15 protein-coding genes and 1 pseudogene are annotated in these 19176 nt (G+C 45.4%); all 16 read left to right on the top strand.

Annotated features, from left to right (window positions below):
• Positions 1–8 precede the first annotated feature (8 nt).
• The 16 genes and pseudogenes from aroA to spoIVA all read left to right on the top strand — a co-directional run bounded on the left by aroA (position 9) and on the right by spoIVA (position 19037).
• Positions 9–1307 (top strand): 3-phosphoshikimate 1-carboxyvinyltransferase, encoded by a 1299-nt coding sequence (gene aroA, locus SCACP_RS09590; protein WP_425061107.1) that lies wholly within the window; start codon positions 9–11, stop codon positions 1305–1307.
• Between the two features lie 13 nt (positions 1308–1320).
• A complete protein-coding gene (gene cmk / locus SCACP_RS09585) occupies positions 1321–1998 on the top strand; it encodes a (d)CMP kinase (RefSeq protein WP_425061106.1) in 678 nt (225 codons plus the stop codon).
• Complete coding sequence (locus SCACP_RS09580) at positions 1988–2605, top strand: lysophospholipid acyltransferase family protein (RefSeq protein WP_425061105.1); 618 nt, start codon at positions 1988–1990, stop codon at positions 2603–2605. The genes cmk and SCACP_RS09580 overlap by 11 nt, the downstream gene beginning before the upstream one ends.
• An 11-nt stretch (positions 2606–2616) precedes the next feature.
• A complete protein-coding gene (locus tag SCACP_RS09575) occupies positions 2617–4341 on the top strand; it encodes a LytS/YhcK type 5TM receptor domain-containing protein (protein ID WP_425061104.1) in 1725 nt (574 codons plus the stop codon).
• On the top strand, positions 4334–5101 hold the full coding sequence (locus tag SCACP_RS09570) for a LytR/AlgR family response regulator transcription factor (RefSeq protein ID WP_425061103.1): 768 nt from the start codon (positions 4334–4336) through the stop codon (positions 5099–5101). The genes SCACP_RS09575 and SCACP_RS09570 overlap by 8 nt, the downstream gene beginning before the upstream one ends.
• Positions 5102–5310: 209 nt before the next feature.
• The gene (locus tag SCACP_RS09565) at positions 5311–7167 is read left to right on the top strand and encodes a carbon starvation CstA family protein (protein WP_425061102.1); all 1857 of its coding nucleotides are present in this window, start codon (positions 5311–5313) and stop codon (positions 7165–7167) included.
• A gap of 129 nt (positions 7168–7296) precedes the next feature.
• A complete protein-coding gene (locus SCACP_RS09560) occupies positions 7297–9258 on the top strand; it encodes a bifunctional 4-hydroxy-3-methylbut-2-enyl diphosphate reductase/30S ribosomal protein S1 (protein WP_425061101.1) in 1962 nt (653 codons plus the stop codon).
• Positions 9259–9267: 9 nt separating this feature from the next.
• Positions 9268–10332 carry a type 2 isopentenyl-diphosphate Delta-isomerase gene (fni, locus tag SCACP_RS09555; RefSeq protein WP_425061100.1) on the top strand — a complete coding sequence of 355 codons (1065 nt, stop codon included), beginning with the start codon at positions 9268–9270 and terminating at the stop codon, positions 10330–10332.
• A 98-nt stretch (positions 10333–10430) separates the two neighbouring features.
• On the top strand, positions 10431–11198 hold the full coding sequence (locus SCACP_RS09550; protein WP_425061099.1) for a DUF1614 domain-containing protein: 768 nt from the start codon (positions 10431–10433) through the stop codon (positions 11196–11198).
• Positions 11191–12396 carry a stage II sporulation protein P gene (gene spoIIP, locus SCACP_RS09545; RefSeq protein WP_425061370.1) on the top strand — a complete coding sequence of 402 codons (1206 nt, stop codon included), beginning with the start codon at positions 11191–11193 and terminating at the stop codon, positions 12394–12396. The genes SCACP_RS09550 and spoIIP overlap by 8 nt, the downstream gene beginning before the upstream one ends.
• Before the next feature lie 115 nt (positions 12397–12511).
• Positions 12512–13819, top strand: a complete 1308-nt coding sequence (locus SCACP_RS09540; RefSeq protein WP_425061098.1) for a DUF512 domain-containing protein — start codon at positions 12512–12514, stop codon at positions 13817–13819.
• A 27-nt stretch (positions 13820–13846) separates the two neighbouring features.
• A pseudogene (gene cobO / locus SCACP_RS09535) lies at positions 13847–14380 on the top strand (cob(I)yrinic acid a,c-diamide adenosyltransferase).
• Positions 14381–14401: 21 nt separating this feature from the next.
• Complete coding sequence (gene der / locus SCACP_RS09530) at positions 14402–15727, top strand: ribosome biogenesis GTPase Der (protein WP_425061097.1); 1326 nt, start codon at positions 14402–14404, stop codon at positions 15725–15727.
• Positions 15728–15748: 21 nt separating this feature from the next.
• Positions 15749–16369, top strand: coding sequence for a glycerol-3-phosphate 1-O-acyltransferase PlsY (gene plsY, locus SCACP_RS09525; RefSeq protein ID WP_425061096.1), 621 nt, complete (start codon positions 15749–15751; stop codon positions 16367–16369).
• Complete coding sequence (locus tag SCACP_RS09520) at positions 16366–17409, top strand: NAD(P)H-dependent glycerol-3-phosphate dehydrogenase (protein WP_425061095.1); 1044 nt, start codon at positions 16366–16368, stop codon at positions 17407–17409. Before plsY ends, SCACP_RS09520 begins: the two co-directional genes overlap by 4 nt.
• 149 nt (positions 17410–17558) lie before the next feature.
• Positions 17559–19037: a stage IV sporulation protein A gene (gene spoIVA / locus SCACP_RS09515; protein ID WP_425061094.1), complete on the top strand. Its 1479-nt coding sequence runs from the start codon at positions 17559–17561 to the stop codon at positions 19035–19037.
• Positions 19038–19176: the final 139 nt, after the last annotated feature.

Raw genomic sequence — 19176 nt, 5'->3', positions numbered from 1 at the left:
GGAGTATTATGGGAGAAATAATTAATATTAAACCTACTAACAGCTTAGCAGGAAAAGTCGATATCCCTGGCGACAAGTCAATATCCCACCGCAGCATTATGTTAGCCGGTCTGGCTGATACCCCGGTAACGGTAACCAATTTTCTCCATGCCGCTGACTGCTGGTCTACAATTGATTGTATGCGAAAGTTAGGGGTTACGGTAGCACAGGATACAGCCGGCGTACTTACAGTTACAGGACGTGGGTTTTATGGATTGAGCGAACCCCATGATGTGCTTGATGCCGGAAATTCCGGTACAACCATTCGGCTTTTAACAGGTTTATTAGCCGCCCAGCCCTTTTTTACTGTCCTAACCGGTGATGCATCACTCAGAAAACGTCCTATGGCCAGAGTCATAACCCCGCTCTCTAAAATGGGGTTGAAAATAACCGGGCGCGAGCAATCGCGTTATGCGCCACTGGCTATCAGCCCGGCCGAACAAGTTATTGGCATTGAATATGATATGCCGGTTGCCAGCGCACAAGTCAAGTCGGCTCTATTACTGGCCGCTTTGTTTGCTACCAGTTCTACCGTTATTAATGAACCTATGCCGTCACGTGACCATACAGAGCGGATGCTTGAAACATTTGGCGTTCCAGTCAAACGAACAGGAACGGCCATTACAATTGAACCGGTAGAAGGGCTTACCGCACCTGAATCAATCAATGTGCCAGGCGACATTAGCTCAGCTGCCTTTTGGCTGATAGCGGCATCGATTATTCCAAATAGCCAGCTTATTCTGGTCAATGTTGGCATTAACCCGACTCGTACTGGTATTCTTGATGTACTAAAACAAATGGGCGCAAATATCACTGTCACCAATGAACGTTGGAGCGGTCGCGAACCGGTGGCTGATATTGTAGTTAGGTCGGCCAAACTAAACGGCGTAATAATTGAACCTGAAATAATTCCCCGGCTAGTTGACGAAATTCCTGTACTAGCTGTTGCCGCTCTGTTTGCTGAGGGCCAAACAGTTGTACAGGGTGCCGAAGAACTGCGGGTAAAAGAGACCGACCGACTACGGGCTATTGCTTTGGAACTTGGCAAAATGGGAGCTAAAATCACTGAGACTACCGATGGCCTGGTTATTAAAGGGCCGCAAAAGCTTAACTTTGCTATTTGCCATTCTCACCACGACCATCGAATGGCCATGGCTTTAGCAGTTGCCGGCATTGCCGCTCAAGGTGTCGAAATTGAAGAGCCAAGCTGTGTAAAAATATCTTATCCTGACTTTTTTGCCGTTCTTTCCAGGTTAAGGCAAGATTAATACGGAGGCACTTATGAAACGCTTAATTGTTGCAATCGACGGACCAGCTGGAGCAGGAAAAAGCACAGTAGCCAAGCTTGCCGCCCAGCGTCTGGGCTACACTTATATCGATACCGGCGCAATGTACCGCGCCGTAGCCTGGCAGGCCTTAAATGACCGCATTGAGCCTGATAATGAGTCAATTGCCCGTTTGGCTCACAAAATTGATTTGAAACTATCCTATGCTGACGGCAAAACTGAAGTATTGGTAAACGGTAAGGACATCACCGACGCGATCCGCACACCTGAGGTTAGCCGTTTGGTGTCCAAAGTGGCGCAAGTTCCGGCGCTACGGGATGTTATGCTAAAGCTGCAACGGAATATGGCCGCCCAGGGCGGGGTAGTTATGGACGGACGGGATATTGGCACTCACGTTTTGCCCAATGCCGACATTAAAATTTTTTTAACGGCATCAATATCGGAACGGGCCAAACGCCGCTGGCTGGAACTGAAGGCCAGGGGATATAATATTGATTTAGCTGAACTGGAAGCCGAAATTGCCTGCCGGGACAAGCAGGATTGTGAACGTGACATTGCCCCGTTGATTGCGGCTACAGACGCGATTACGATCGATACCACTAAATTAACCATAAATGATACTGTGAAAAAAATAATCGAATTATGCAAGGAGAGACAAACGAGTGTTATATAGTTTGTTGCATTTTTTGCTGGCTACATTTTTCTCGGTTGTCTTCCGCTGGAAAGTGACTGGCACCGAGAACATTCCTGCTACCGGCGGAGTCATCATCGCGGCAAACCATGTAAGTCTCTGGGATCCTCCGGTTGTTGGCACCGCTATACCCCGGCGGATCCATTTTATGGCCAAAGAAGAATTGTTTGTTAATCCCATATTTAGGTGGCTAATCACTAAGTTAGGTGCGTTTCCCGTCCGTCGCGGCAAAGCTGACCGGACAGCAATCCGCACAGCTTTGACTCTCCTCGAAAATGGCTCTGTTCTCGGAATATTCCCCGAGGGTACCCGTAGCAAAACCGGTAAACTGGGCGTGCCAGAACCTGGCCTAGCTATGCTGGCACTAAAGGCAGGAGTCCCTATAGTGCCGGCAGCCGTAACCGGGACCAACAAAGTATTTCGGGATGGTCATTTACTGCCAAAATTCAAGGTTTCATTTGGTAAACCGCTTGTATTGAGGCGGAGTACTGATGGAAACGACAGTCTGGAAGCAATGAGTAATACAGTTATGACAGAAATTGCGCAATTGTTGGAAAAAGAAACTAATTCTTACAACAAAATTAGTTAATGGTATTAATTATGGACAATAACATGATCAATACCTTACACGGTAGTTTGTCAATAATCTTAGTCCAACGCATAGCCATAATTGCCGTTTTTGCTTATGTATTGTCACATACCCGGGCTTTTCGCCTGATATTTAAAGAACACACCACCGCCCTTGAAAAGCTGGCACTGGTGTTTATCTTTTCACTGATATCAATTGCCGGTACGTATTTTGGCATACCTATCGAAGGAGCTTTGGCTAATGTTCGCGACACCGGCACAATTGTTGCCGGTTTGTTATCAGGACCGTTGGTAGGCATAGCCACTGGTCTGATAAGTGGTCTACACCGCATTTACCTGGGCGGTTTTACCGCCCTGGAGTGTGGCATAACCACCATACTTGGTGGTATTGTAGCCGGCTACATACATAAGCGTACCAAACCCAAGGCTCCTGAATGGATTACCGGCATTATTACCGGTATTGGTGTTATTTTATTCAGCATGGGGTTCATCTTATTGTCCGCTAAGCCTTATGAAGCGGCATGGTCGTTGGTTAGTAAGATCGCTATTCCCATGTCAATAGCCAATGCTTTGGGCATAGCGATTTTTATGATTATTATTCACAACGCCCAGCAGCATCAGACAAAAATTGCTGCCCTGCAAACGCACAAGGCACTGAAAATAGCCAACGCCACTTTACCGCATTTTCGCCAGGGATTAAACTCTACTTCAGCCGACAAAGTAGCCGCCAACATATTAAGCATGACTTCAGCCGCCGCAGTGGCTATTACAGACCTTGAACGGGTTTTAACCCATATTGGCTTAGGTAGTGATCATCACGCCAAGGGTATGCAGGTATTTACTAAATTAACTAAATCCTGTTTGGCTCAAGGAAAAGTTACCGTTGCCCAAACTCAGGAAGAAATTGGCTGCACCTCGCCGGCCTGTCCACTTAAATCGGCAATCGTTGTGCCGCTTCACTGCCGTGATGAACTTGTCGGCACCCTAAAAATTTACTATGCCCGTGAAGAAGCCCTTACGCCCCTTGATATAGAATTTGCGCAGGGCTTGGGACAAGTATTCAGTACTCAGCTTGAAGTAGCCGCACTGCAACATAAGGCTGAATTGGCAGCAAAAGCTGAACTTAAAGCTCTCCGTGCCCAGATCAACCCTCATTTTTTATTTAACGCGCTTAATACCATTGTATCGTTCTGCCGCACAAATCCGGAAAAAGCCCGTAGCCTGTTGATTGAGTTAAGTGAATTTTTCCGCCGCAGTCTCAAGACTGCCCGTGATTTTGTAACACTAAAAGAAGAACTTGAGCATGTAGATTCATACTTAATTCTAGAGCAGGCCCGGTTTGGCCGGCGACTGAATATTGAACAGGATATTGATCCAAGAACTCTCGACATACTTATCCCAACTTTTATTCTCCAGCCGCTCGTTGAGAATGCAGTCAAACACGGGCTGTTGCCTAAAGCAGAGGGGGGTACCATTAAAATATCAGCTCATAAAATTGGCAATCAAGTTGATATTAAAATCGTTGACAGCGGTCAAGGGATGTCCTCTGCCATACAAAAACAGATTTTGGAATATGGGTTCGGCAAAGGTGCCGGAGTAGGGCTGACTAATGTTAATGAACGGTTGAAAGCCATATACGGACCGAAGTATGCGTTAACTATTAACAGCGAGTTTGGACAGGGAACAACAGTAATACTTCATATTCCCATTGATGTGGAGGTCGTAGTTAATGGGTGACCAATTACGTCCAATCAGAGTTATTATCGTAGACGACGAAGAACCGGCCCGCAGCGAATTAAGGTATTTACTAGAACATTTTGCCGAAGTAGAAATAGTTGGTGAATTCAGCAGCGGAGAAGAAGCTGTCAGCGCTGTCATTTCCTTTAATCCGCATTTAGTTTTCATAGATATTGAAATGCCTGGACTAAACGGCATTCAAACAGCAGAGAAAATTAGTTCAACGCATAGTGCACCTTTACTTGTTTTTGCTACAGCTCATGAAGAGTTCGCCGTAAAAGCTTTTGACCTCAATGCTGTAGACTATCTGCTAAAACCATTTTCATTCAAGCGAGTAACCAAATGTATTGAAAAAGTTCGTAACTTGCTGGCAAGTGCTATGCCTGCCAACCCTAAAAAACGGGATACCGAATTAAGCCAAACCTATAATCTTCAAAAACTGGCGATTGAGCACAATGGCAAAGTAACAGTTATCGACACCCGGGATATTGTTGCTGCGTATTGCACGGAAGGTCAACTGTCTATCCATACGCCAGGCAAATGTTATTATTCCAACATGCCCCTGCAAGATTTACAGTCTCGCCTGGATGAACGATTATTTTTTCGTACGCATCGTGCCTATCTTGTCAATATTGAAAAGATAAGGGAGATAATCCCTTGGTTTAATGGAACATATAATCTTATTTTGGACGGATTGACGGTAGAAGTGCCGGTTAGCCGGCAACAGGTACCCAAGCTAAAAAAAATATTCGGATTGTAATTTGTAGTTGTAAATATGTAAATAAGTTTTTGCTATTGACCAGGGGAATAATGTATTTCATCCTGGTTTTTTGTCATTTCAACAGATACATATTGCTTACATACAATGTATAATGTATATTTTAAATATACAGAAAAATTCGAGAAAGGAGGCAAAAAATTAGGGATTCATAAATAATATTTCATATCATTGAAAGGGGGACTTATTTAATGAATTCAATCAATTTACTGGTAGTAAGCTTATGTTTCTTCCTATTAGCGTACCGCTATTATTCAGCCTTCATTTCTGCCAAGGTACTGGCTCTCAATGACGCCAATATTACTCCCGCATATCGTTGCAATGATGGTCGTGAATTTGTACCAACTAATAAGTGGGTGCTCTTTGGTCACCATTTTGCTGCTATAGCCGGTGCTGGACCACTGGTGGGCCCGGTTCTTGCAGCTCAATATGGCTGGGGTCCCGGCTTCATGTGGATCTTATTGGGTTCAGTTTTTGCTGGCGCAGTTCATGATTTTATTATTCTGTTTGCTTCTATCAGACATAACGGTCAGTCACTGGCAGTTATCGCACGTCGCGAGGTTGGACCATTGACTGGTGTCACCACTTCACTCTCTGTTCTATTCATCATCATCGTAGCTCTCGCTGGTCTGGCCATTGTTGTTGTTAATGCCTTATTCAAAAATCCTTGGGGCGTATATACGCTGTTCATGACTATTCCAATTGCCGTTGCCGTTGGTTTGTACATGTTTAAAATAGCTCCTGGCTCTATCCGCTCGGGTTCGATTGCCGGATTCCTCTTAGTCCTGGCGGCAGTATTTACCGGCCACTGGTTGAGCCCCGGCCAACCGTGGGCTGGTCTAGCGAGTATCTTCGACCTTACCAAACAGCAATTATCCATAGCTTTGCCACTTTACGGCTTTTTTGCCGCTGTATTACCGGTATGGCTGCTCTTAGCTCCCCGCGACTACCTGAGTTCATACATGAAGATTGGCACAGTATTGGCTCTGGCACTTGGCATTCTGATTGTTCAACCAACTGTCAATATGCCCATGACTACTCGGTTTATCGATGGCGGCGGACCCATCATCCCTGGGCCATGGTGGCCATATGTATTCATTACTATTGCCTGTGGCGCAATTTCCGGGTTCCACTCACTCATCAGTTCAGGCACTACGCCTAAGATGATTGAACTGGAATCTCAATCCCGGATCATCGCCTATGGCGGTATGCTTACCGAAGGTTTTGTTGCTATTATGGCGCTTATTTCGGCCGTTGTGCTTATGCCTGGCGACTATTTTGCCATCAATAGCCCGGCAGCTGTCTTTGCTAAACTTGGTATTCCTACTGTTGAAATCAACGAACTGTCACGTCTGGTGCAAATGGATGTTGCGCACCGTCCTGGCGGCGCGGTATCGCTGGCAGTTGGTATGGCGCACATCTTCTCAACAATCGGGGGCATGAAACATCTCATGAGCTATTGGTATCAATTTGCCATCATGTTTGAAGCCCTGTTTATTCTTACCACTATTGACGCCGGTACCCGCGTAGCCCGTTATATCCTTCAGGATATTCTCGGTACTTACATGTACGCTCCGCTTAAAAAGACCAACTGGTGGCCTGGCATTCTTTTTACCAGCGCCATTGTAACCTATTGCTGGGGCTATCTCCTTTACAGCGGTGACGTTGCCAGTATTTGGCCACTGTTTGGCGTTGCCAACCAACTCTTAGCCGTAGTGGCTTTAGCACTGGGCACTACAATCATCCTCAAAATTGCCCCGAAAAAGTCTTATGCCTGGGTAACCTTTGCACCACTTTGTTTTCTAGCGGTTACTGTTATTGCGGCAGGCATAATGAATGTCCAGATGTTCTTTAAACGGAGCGATGCTCTCGGAAATACAAACGGTACAATAAGTGTTATCCTGATTGTACTTGTCGTTGTTACTTTGCTTGACTCTATAAGAGTGTGGCTTAACCTGTTAAAGAACGATAAACCGGTTGGCATGAACACCGAAATTTCTATCGTATCATGTCCGGTTAACACGACCAAACCTAACATTCCAAGCTAATAATAAAAGTTTCTGTCTGAACTAGGACTGCTTCTTGCGGTCCTAGTTCCTTTTTATTTGAATCCCTTGATTAAAGGTATTATAATATATAAGGCGAATATACAGAGACTACCAAGCAGGAGGCTGTTTATGAAAATATACATGGCCGAACACCGTGGCTTTTGCTATGGTGTAAAACGGGCTGTTGATATGGCGCTAAATTCTGTTGACAAAGATCGTCCGGTACATACCTTGGGACCGATTATCCATAATCCGCAGATGGTCAGCCATCTGAAGCACAAGGGCATTGAATCAGCAGACAAACTGGAAGATATACCGGCAGGTAAAGTTATTATCCGCTCGCACGGTGTAGGACCGGACGTATATCTTAAAGCTAAAGACAAAAATCTGGAGATCGTTGATGCTACCTGTCCGCATGTAAAAAAAGCCCAGCAAGCCGCCTATGAACTGCTGAAGAGCGGTTATCAGGTCGTAATTGTCGGCGAATGCCACCACCCGGAAGTCCAAAGTATAATTGCTTGGTCAAACAATCAGGCAAAAGTGGTGGAAACACCTGATGAGGCCAACCAATTGCCGCACTATCCCCGATTGGGTGTAGTTTCTCAGACTACTTTTGCCGCTGATGAATTTCAGACCATCATCAGTATTTTAAAGACAAAATGTGATGAATTGAAAATTGAACGCACCATCTGTACAGCAACTGATTTACGCCAAAAGGCAGCAATAGATCTGGCGAAAAAAGTTGATGTTATGATTGTCGTGGGCGGAAAAAGCAGTGCGAATACTGCCCGACTGGCTTCTGTATGCCGGGATGCAGGCCACAAAGCCTATCATATTGAATCAGCCAGTGAGTTAAAATCTGAATGGTTTGCTGGCGTGCAATCTGCCGGAATTACGGCTGGTGCGTCTACACCTGATTGGGTTATTGAGGAGGTATATGCAAAAATGGAACAAATGACAATGAATGAGGTAGTTACACCGGAGCCTGGCAGCATCGTAAAGGGGACTGTAGTGGGTGTCCGGCACGACGAAGTTTTTGTCGACATTGGTTATAAGGCTGAAGGAGTTATCCACCTGTCCGAACTGGCCTATCCTGTTCCGGAACAAGCCGCAGATGTTGTAAGCCAAGGTCAAATAATCGATGTATTGGTAATTGACGCTGACAGTATTGATGGTCAGGTTAAGCTGTCAAAAATCAAAGCAGATAAAATAATCGCATGGGATAAATTAGAAAAGGCTTTTTCAGACAAACAGCCGGTAGAAGTTAAGATTACCGAAGTCGTCAAGGGTGGCCTAGCCGCAGCGGTGTTTGGCGTGAAAGCCTTTATCCCGGCATCGCAGGTTGATCTGAAGTATGTTGAAAATTTACAGTCGTTTGTCGGGCAGACTGTTCAAACTCTACCTATTGAAGTCGACAGGGAGAAGCAAAAGGCAGTATTATCCCGCAAACAACTGCTTGTTGCAGAAAAAGAGGCAAAAGAGAAAGAGTTGTTTGCAAAGTTGACAGTAGGGCAGACTATTACCGGCAAAGTAAGCCGTTTGGCAAGTTTTGGCGCATTTGTCGATGTTGGTGGAGTTGATGGTCTTATTCATATTTCAGACCTTTCATGGCAACGTGTTAAAACTCCGCAGGAAATCGTAAATGTTGGTGCTGAGGTTAAAGTTGTTGTACTCAAGGTTGACCCTGAAACCAAAAAGCTGTCACTTAGCCTTAAGGATATTGAGCGTGATCCTTGGTATGATGAGGCCGATAAATTGATTGTTGGCTCGGTAGTGACCGGCAAAGTTACTAAAATTGCCAAATTTGGCATATTTGTTGCAATTAAAAACGGGCTTGAAGGATTGGTACATATTTCGGAAGTGGCTGATAGGCGGGTGACCAATGCTGAAGATGTGGTAAACGTTGGTCAGCAGGTTGCTGTCAAAATATTAAGTGTTGACAAAGAGCATAAGCGCATCGGTCTCAGCATGGTACAGGCTGAGCAGGACAAAGAGCGGGCTGAATTTAGCGATTATTTGGCTAAACAGGCTCCATCGCCTGGTGTTACGCTTGGCGACAAATTTGGCCATTTATTTAAACGGGAGGACTAACATAAGGTAATGCGACAGTCACGTAAACTGGAACACTTAAAATACTCTATGCTGCTCGACGATGGACCGGCGGCTGCCGGATTTGCCGATTTTACCTTAGTGCATAATTGCTTGCCGGAAATTGCCTGGCAAGAAATTGATGTTAGTACTGCTATCGCGGGTATCTCATTGCCGCAGCCAATAATTATAAACGCCATAACTGGCGGCGCTTCTGATGTCACTCATATAAACAGCGAATTAGCCGAATTTGCCCGCCTGACCACCACACCCATGGCGGTAGGTTCGCAGTATGCGGCAATTGAAGATCCGGCAGTAGCCGAATCGTACAAGGTAGTAAGAAAAGTCAATCCAAACGGCGTACTATTTGCCAACCTTGGCGCTCACGTTGCCCCTGACGCTGCCCGGTATGCTGTTGAGATGATCGGGGCGCAAGCTATTCAAATTCATCTTAACGCTGGTCAGGAAATCATCATGAGCGAAGGTGACCGTAATTTTAGCGGCTATTTGTCTAACATAGAAACCATTGTCGGTAAAGTCGGAGTTCCGGTCATTGTCAAAGAGGTCGGCTGTGGTATTGCGCGGGAACAAGCAGCAGCCCTTATCAGCGTCGGTGTAAAGGCCATCGATGTGGGTGGAACAGGTGGCACTAATTTCCTGGCCATTGAGGCGGCGCGTGGGCGGCTGAATCTGGACGCCGAAATGGTAGGTTGGGGCATTCCCACAGCCATTGCCATGACCGAAGTATTGTCAGTGGCTGGGAATAACGTTGATGTTATTGTGTCAGGTGGAATACGAACACCACTTGATGTCGTTAAAGCGCTGGCCATCGGCGGCGCTTCGGTCGGTATAGCCGGGCCTGTGCTTAAAATCTTACAACGCAAAGGTTTAGAGGGAGCTGTACGTTGGTTTAATAAATTTATCACCGATATTAAGCGCTATATGCTCTTAGTGGGGGCCCGCAACATTCGCGAGCTTATATTTACACCTATAGTCATTACCGGTTACAGCCGGGAATGGTTGCTGGCAAGAGGGATAACCCCGACACAGTTTGCAGAACGTAAAAAAAACCATTAAAGCATGGCCCAAAAAGGCCATGCTTTTGCATTAATATGGCGGCAATCGTGCAAACTAGGTTTGATACGTTACTATCACAAGCGATGAGGTGAAACAATATGATGAATATGCCGCTCGGAATGATTTTACTTTTAGTTGTCAGCGTGTTGGTGTATTTTGGACTGTCTCAACGAATCCTTGACCGCATGCGGATGACTGATAAGCAAGCGCTACTGTTTATTGCCGCTATTATCATCGGCAGCTTTATTGACATCCCGATAATGCGTACTCCTATGGAAATTACCCTTAATGTCGGCGGAGCTTTGCTGCCTTTCTTGCTCAGTGTTTATCTTATTTATAAAGCTGACGAAACTGCCGAAAGAGTACGGGCTGTTGTTTCTTCGCTACTGGTTGCAGGTGCAGTATCCTTAGGATCGCGTTATTTACCGTATGAACCTGAAAACATGTTTATTGATCCTAAACTAATTTACGGAATATCAGCCGGTCTTATTGCTTATATAGCCGGTCGTTCGCGGCGCAGCGCCTTTATCGGCGGTGTACTGGGAATAATTCTGAGCGATATAATCCATATCATAACTATAGCGGGACTGGGCATTCCGGGTACTACGGCAATTGGCGGAGCCGGGGCTTTTGATGTTACAATGATTGCCGGCATTGTTGCCGTCATGATCGCCGAGCTTGTTGGCGAAACCAGAGAAAAGCTGCAAGGTGGGCCTGTATTGGGGCCACATCGTCCTGAAGGCTTATATGAGTTCAGTAAAGAACTACACCCTAATGATAAACAAAAAGCAAACCGAGAGAATGTCAAACAACCTAAATTTCAAGAGCAAGATTCAGATAATGGGGGTAAAAGCAGTGATGACTAGATTATATACTGCCATAATCCTGGGTCTGATACTTATCACAACAAGCGCTGTAGGCTTGGCGAGTGAACACAACGACGGAAGGTATTCGACCATTGTTGATGAAGCCGGCAATCCGGTATATCTTACCGGCTGGCGGGTTGAAGCAGGAGATCAGGTCCTTACCGAAAAAAACCGCCGCTATGAAGTTGTCAGTGTTGAAGGAGATATTGCCCATGCTAAATTCATAGGCGAGGTGAACCTGTCACTTTATTATAACGAAGACCAAAGCTTGCTGGTCAAACTAAAGGACATTCTCCAACCGAATATTGCCAAAGCTCAGGGCGGCGGCAAAGTGGCCATTTACCACACCCACTCGGACGAATCCTATGTGCCAACCGATGGTAAGGAGAGCATCGACGGCGCTGGCGGCATTTATAAAGTCGGCGACAGTTTTGCTGAGACGTTAAAGAGTAAAGGTATTGAGGCAATTCATTCCCAAGCCAAGCATGACCCTCATGATGACATGGCCTATGAACGTTCCCGCCGTACAGCACTTGATCTTATAAAAACACAACAGCCTGACGCCATCTTCGATGTCCACCGGGATGCCGTCCCGCCGCAGGTGTATTTAACAAATATTAATGGCCAGGATGTAAGTAAAGTCCAACTAGTTGTCGGCAAATACGGACCGACAGGCAAACAGATTGAAGATTATGCTTTGCAAATTAAAGCGGCTGCCGACAAACAACATCCTGGCTTAGTAAAAGGCATCTTTTTTGCCAAAGGCGGCGACTATAACCAGGATTTGCATCCGCGGTCCATGCTACTGGAAGTAGGCGCCCATACCAATGATCGCACAACGGCCGAAAAAGGTGTTGCATTATTCGCCGATGTCGTGCCGACAATTTTAGGTAAATCAAGCAGTACAACGGGTCCGAATGCAGCCGGGACCACCGGTGCTGCCGGCCCTACCGGACTGGGATCTGCTGCCGGCGGTATGTCTGGGGCGACTAAATCAATGGGCTGGATTTTAGGGCTGCTCATTGTTGGCGGCGCAGCCTTCTTGTTTTTGAGTACTGGCAGTATGAAAGAAGCAGGTGCCAAGCTCAAAAAGTTTGCGACAACTGAGTTTGCCAATTTCCTTGGACCTAAATCGCGAAAGCGCCGTAATTCTCAAAAAAGTTCTCAGTGGTCTGAAGAACAAGACGATAAAAAATAGTTGTAATTATAACAGGCAGGCTTATATCCTGCCTTTTTATTTATTTATTGTTTAATGCTACGCTTTGCAGGAAAAAATAGCTATTAAAGGAATATATGAAGAAGGGGGGAATACTTTGACATATAAAGGCATTATATCTAATGTAAAACCTGATAGTATTGGCGCTGAAATAGGCCTTGTGCCCGGAGACCGGCTGCTTGAAGTCAACGGGCAGGCTGTTCAAGATATTATTGATCTTAGTTTTGCGCTGGCAGAAGAAGAAGTTGATCTATTAATCGAACACACCTCCGGCGAACAGGAACTGCTTACTGTTGAAAAAGATTATGATGAGGATCTTGGGTTAGAATTTGAAAGTGCCGTATTTGACAAAATACGGCCATGCACCAACAAATGCGTCTTTTGTTTTATCGACCAGATGCCTACCGGTATGCGGGACAGTCTCTATATAAAAGATGACGATTACCGTCTGTCATTTTTATACGGCAATTTTATTACCTTAACAAATCTTGGTCCGCGTGATCTAAGCCGTATTACCCGACTGCACTTGTCACCGCTCTATGTCTCGGTCCATACTTCCAATGGTGAACTTAGACAAAAAATGCTAAACAACCGGCAAGCCGGCAAGATCATGACACAGCTAAAAGATCTTGTTGACAACGGGATAGAAGTTCATACCCAAGTTGTATTATGTCCGGGAATAAATGATGGGGCAGAACTAGAAAAAACCATTAATGACTTGTACGCCATGCACCCGGCGATATTATCACTGGCTATTGTACCTGTAGGCCTGACCCGTTATCGCGACCATTGCTATCCGTTAACAAGTTTTTCCAAAGTGGCGGCCGACGGCGTTATTAAGCTGGTGAAAAAGTGGCAAGATAAATGCCGTGAAGAAACTGATGCTACGTTTGTATATTTAGCTGATGAATTTTATCTGGCGGCAGACCAGGAAATCCCAAGTTATGAAACTTATGATAATTTTCCTCAACTTGAAAATGGCGTTGGCATTGTCCGCAGCTTCTTAGCCGAATGGGAAGAACAGCCAATAGCTGGCAATGGTTATAACAATCCTCACTATATTGACGTTGTTTGTGGTGTATCGGCGGAAAAGATTATTAAACCACTATTAGCCAAACTCAATATTGCTAATCTCAAAATCCGGTTAGTCGCGGTAGACAACAAATTTTTTGGGAGCAATGTCACCGTTACCGGTCTGTTAACCGGTAACGATATTACTGCGGCTTTGAAAACACTCCCCGGTCCCCGTACCGGTGTTATTATACCCGGAGTAGCGCTTAGAAAAGGTGAACAAATCTTTCTTGACAATACTACGCCCGAGACTATTGCCGCTGAGCTTGGCGTTCCGGTACGTACTGCATATTTTGCCCGGGACTTAAAAGAGTTGCTTGCTGCCTGGCGGTAATGATTCAAACCGAGAGGAGGAAATGATGTGGGTAAGCATGATAACCTTGGTTTAATACAAGTATATACAGGAAACGGTAAAGGAAAAACTACGGCGAGTCTGGGATTGGCTTTCCGCGCCTCAGGCCACGGCTTTAAAGTGTGTATGATTCAGTTTATGAAGAAGAATAATGACTATGGCGAAATAAAAGCCGCCTATTAACTACCTAATTTCAAGATTATTCAAGCCGGACGCGAGGAATTTGTTAATCTAAAACACCCGGAAAATATTGATTGTAAACTGGCTGAACAAGGCTGGGAACAAGCAAAATCAATTATTGCTTCCCAAAAATACGATATTGTCATTCTGGACGAAATTAATGTAGCAATGGCTGCTAAACTGTTGAATACCTCTGCTGTGGTGGAATTTTTAGCCGCAAAGAACAACAATACTGAAGTTATTTTGACTGGAAGATATGCCCCAGCTGAAATTATAAACTTAGCTCATCTGGTAACCGAGATGCATGATATTAAACATCCGTCTAACAATGGTGTCCCGGCCCGCCAGGGAATAGATTTTTAAAAAGATACAAGGTGGTATTCGATGAGTAAACCAATAGTCGCAATTGTTGGCAGACCAAATGTTGGTAAATCGACTTTATTCAATTACATTGGTAAGAGCCGTACTTCTATTGTTGAAGACATGCCGGGTGTTACACGGGACCGTATTTACATGGACGCCGAATGGCTGGGTCGTAAATTTACCATGATTGACACCGGCGGCATTGAGTTTGATACAAACGATAAAATTCTCACAGCCATGCGCAATCAAGCCAAACTGGCAATTGCCGAAGCTGATGTTATCATGTTTGTTGTCGATGGCAAAGCTGGTCTGACTTCAGCTGACCAGGAAGTTGCCGTTATTTTGCGCAACACCCGGAAACCGGTGTTGCTTGTTGTAAATAAAGTTGATAATATGAAAAATGAAGCCGAGACATACGAGTTTTATAACCTGGGTTTAGGCGATCCAATTGCCATTTCGGCCACTAATGCACTTAATATCGGCGATATGCTGGACCGGTTGATCGAAAATCTGCCCGAGGAGCATGTTGATACTGAAGATAATGACCAAATTAAAGTTGCCGTAATCGGTCGGCCAAATGTCGGCAAATCTTCGTTAGTTAATGCCATCATTGGCGAAGACCGGGTTATTGTCAGCGACATTCCCGGCACCACCCGCGATGCCATTGATACCCATTTTACCAAAGACGGTACACCGTTTGTCCTCATTGACACTGCCGGGATGCGGCGTAAGGCTAAAATCGACATGCCGGTTGAGCGCTACAGCGTAATCAGGTCACTACGGGCTGTTGACCGCTGTGATGTCGTGCTTATGGTCATTGATGCTCAAGAAGGCGTAACTGAGCAGGATAAAAAGATTGCCGGCTATGCCCACGAAGCAGGTAAGGCCAGTATTATTGTTGTGAACAAATGGGACCTTATTGAAAAAGATAGTAAGACATCACTTAGGTTTACCGAAGCCATCCGTAATGAGTTGGGTTTTATGCAATATTCGCCCGTGCTTTTTACTTCGGCGCTCACCAAACAACGCGTTCACCGAGTAACTGAGCTGATTAAATATGTAGCCGACCAGCACGCGATGCGGGTGGCAACCAGCGTGCTTAACCAAGTTATTGAAGACGCAGTGGCTATCAATCCTCCGCCTTCCGACCGGGGACGACGGCTGAAAATTTATTTTGCCACACAACCTGATGTTAAGCCGCCAACTTTCATTTTCTTTGTAAATAATCCCGAAATAATGCATTTTTCCTATTTGCGCTTTTTGGAAAACAAGTTACGAGAAGCTTTTGGCTTTGAAGGAACCCCACTCAAGCTGGTTGTTCGCGGTCGTAAAGAAAAAGATGAATAAACTGATTGAGGGAGTGGGACAATGGAATATTTGCTGGTTATAATTGCCAGCTATCTTATCGGTTCGATTCCCAACGGACTGATTATTGGTAAAAACTTATACAATGTTGATTTACGGCAGTTTGGCAGCAAAAATATCGGTGCTACCAATGCTTACCGGGTGCTTGGGCCATGGCCGGCATTCTGGGTATTTTTAACTGACGCCGCTAAAGGTGTTGCAGGTGTACTTTTAGGCCACTATCTAGGGGGGACAGCACTGGCTGCACTGGCTGGAGGTATAGGAGCCATTGCCGGACACAACTGGTCGGTTTTCTTGAGATTCCGTGGAGGTCGCGGCGTGGCAACTGGCTTAGGGGTAATTGCCATGATTGCTCCGAAAGTAACGCTCATTGTCTTTACCGTATGGGCAATAATTGTCTACCTAACCCGGTATGTATCACTGGCTTCAATAGTAGCGGCTGCGTTCGTGCCGGTTAGTATGTGGCTGCTGGGCGCCCAACAGGAGTTTTTTTATTTCGGTATGTTAGCCGCCTTGTTTGTAATTGTTAGGCACCGCCCAAACATTGAGCGTCTTTTAAAAGGAAGCGAACCCAAAATTAAAGCCGGAGAAAAGAGCCACACCGGTTCCGGAAAGGAGAAGTGACAGACAAAGAAATGCATATATCAATAATTGGCGCCGGTAGTTGGGGCACAGCCCTAGCTGCCGTCTTAGGTCAAAAACATCAGTCAGTCATCTTGTGGGTGCGGTCATCTGTGCTCTGTAACCAAATCCAATCGACCAGAGAAAATAATAACTACCTGCCTGGCTGCAAATTGCCGCCAACGGTTGCTGTCACCAATAACTTCGCTGAGGCTGCCAGCGGCGCCGAGCTCATTATCCTGACAACCCCGTCGCATGCCGTACGCCAGACAGCAGCGCAGTTAGCACCCTTTGTCGCATCTAAAACAGTAATCGTCAGTGCTGCCAAAGGGTTGGAACTAGCCTCGGTAAAACGCATGTCCGAAGTTATTGCTGAAGAAATCCCGGCAGCAGCCGGACAAATTGCCGCCCTGTCCGGTCCTAATCATGCCGAGGAGGTAGCGCTAAACCAGCCGACGGCCACTGTTGTCGCAGCAAAATCACGGAAGGTAGCCGAATATATTCAAGATGCTTTTATGCTGCCTTCGTTTCGCGTTTATACCAACCCTGATATTATCGGGGTAGAACTAGCCGGAGCCCTCAAAAACATCATCGCCCTTGGTGCGGGTATTGCCGATGGACTAGGTTTTGGCGATAATGCCAGATCGGCGCTTATGACGCGCGGGTTAGCCGAAATTACCCGGCTAGGAATGGCAATGGGGGCCAACCCCCTTACTTTTGCCGGATTAGCCGGTATTGGCGACTTAATCGCTACCTGCACGAGCGTTCACAGCCGCAACCGGCGGGCAGGCTTACAGTTGGCGGCAGGTAAAACGGTAGCTGAAATCCAAGCTGGAACGTCCATGGTGGTTGAAGGAATTCGCGCAACAATGATCGCTCATCAGCTAGCGGCAAAATATCATGTTGAAATGCCGATAACCGGACAAATTTATGCTGTGCTATATGACGGCAAATCTCCTAAAAACGCTGTCCTGGAACTTATGACCCGTAGCCGAACCCACGAAGTCGAAGAAGTTGCTCTTAATAATTTAATTTGGAATTAATAAAACTTGTCATAAAAGAGTATGGCCGCTAATAAAGTAAGGTATAATTACTTTTTAGTTACCATACTCTTTTATATTTTGTCATAATTGGATCGGCCTGTCATATATTTATAATGATTAATCAGCGTAATCAGGGAGGGAGACGCCAGATGGAAAAATTCGACCTGTTTAGAGATATTGCCGAACGCACTGGTGGAGATATTTATATTGGTGTTGTCGGACCAGTCCGCACTGGTAAATCAACTTTTATCAAGCGGTTTATGGAGACAATGGTATTACCCAACATAACTAATCCCTTTGACAAGGAACGGGCTAAAGACGAACTGCCGCAAAGTGCTGGCGGTAAAACAATCATGACCACTGAACCCAAATTCATTCCTAATGAAGCAGTTGAAATCAATGTCAAAGACAATGTAAATGTTAGAGTGCGGGTTGTCGACTGTGTTGGCTACACAGTCGAAGGTGCGCTGGGCTATGAAGAAGAAAACGGTCCCCGCATGGTGTTGACACCCTGGTTCGAAAATGAGATTCCGTTCCAGGAGGCAGCTGAAGTTGGTACTCGCAAAGTAATTGCCGAGCACTCAACCATTGGCCTAGTAATTACTACGGACGGTACAGTTACTGACTTACCGCGGGATAAGTATGTTCCCGCCGAAGAACGGGTTATTAACGAACTTAAAGAGCTGCAAAAGCCATTCCTGGTAATTTTAAATACTGGCAAACCTAATTCAAAAGAAACACGGGAATTGGTAGCAAAACTTGAAGGTACTTATGATGTTCCGGTAATCCCTGTTGACTGCGCCCAGCTTTCGCATGACGACATCTATGGCATATTGCAAGAAGTTCTGTATGAATTCCCGGTCAAGGAAGTTAATATTACGCTGCCGAAATGGGTTGAAGAGCTTGATAAAGATCATTGGCTACGGCAAAAATTTGAAGGTGCTGTCGACGAGGTTGTTCAATATATTCGCCGGCTGCGGGATATTGACCGCGCCATTGATGATTTGTCCGGCTATGACTTTGTCGCCGACGTAATCCTCCATGATATGGACCTTGGCAGCGGTATCGCCGTTATTGAAATGACAGCCCGGGGAGACCTATTCTACAGTGTCCTTGAAGAACTTACCGGATTTACTATCGCTGGTGAACACCATTTATTGCGACTTATGAAAGACTTGTCTGTGGCCAAACGGCAATATGATAAAATCTCCTCTGCCCTGGAAGAAGTAGAACAAACCGGCTATGGCATAGTGCCGCCCCAACTTGATGAAATGGTTTTGGAAGAACCTGAAATCATCCGCACTGGAAACCGATTCGGCGTAAAACTTAAAGCTTCAGCTCCGTCGTTACATATTATCAAGACTGACGTTCAAGCTGAAATATCACCTATAATTGGAACTGAGAAACAAAGTGAGGAACTTATTCAATACCTCATGCGGGAATTTGAAGGTGAACCTGAAAAAATATGGCGGACTAACTTGTTTGGTAAATCATTAAATGAGCTTGTCCGTGAAGGAATTCAGAATAAACTCACAAGCATGCCGGAAAATGCCCAAATTAAACTTAAGGACACGTTGCAAAAAATTGTTAATGAAGGCAGCGGTGGACTAATATGTATCATATTTTAATGCAGTTAACTACAACTTCCAAATTTAGAGTCAGTCTGTAAAGGACTGGCTAATTTTTTTACATTTTGGCTTGTTTTTTTCGGTACATTGATGATATAATGTCTACCATATACAGATATACATCCGCAACAGCAGTACC

The sequence above is a fragment of the Sporomusaceae bacterium ACPt genome, assembly GCA_041428575.1.
In the GTDB taxonomy this organism is placed as follows: Bacteria; Bacillota; Negativicutes; order Sporomusales; family Sporomusaceae; genus Sporomusa_D; species Sporomusa_D carbonis.
This window is presented reverse-complemented; position numbering and strand designations above follow the sequence as displayed.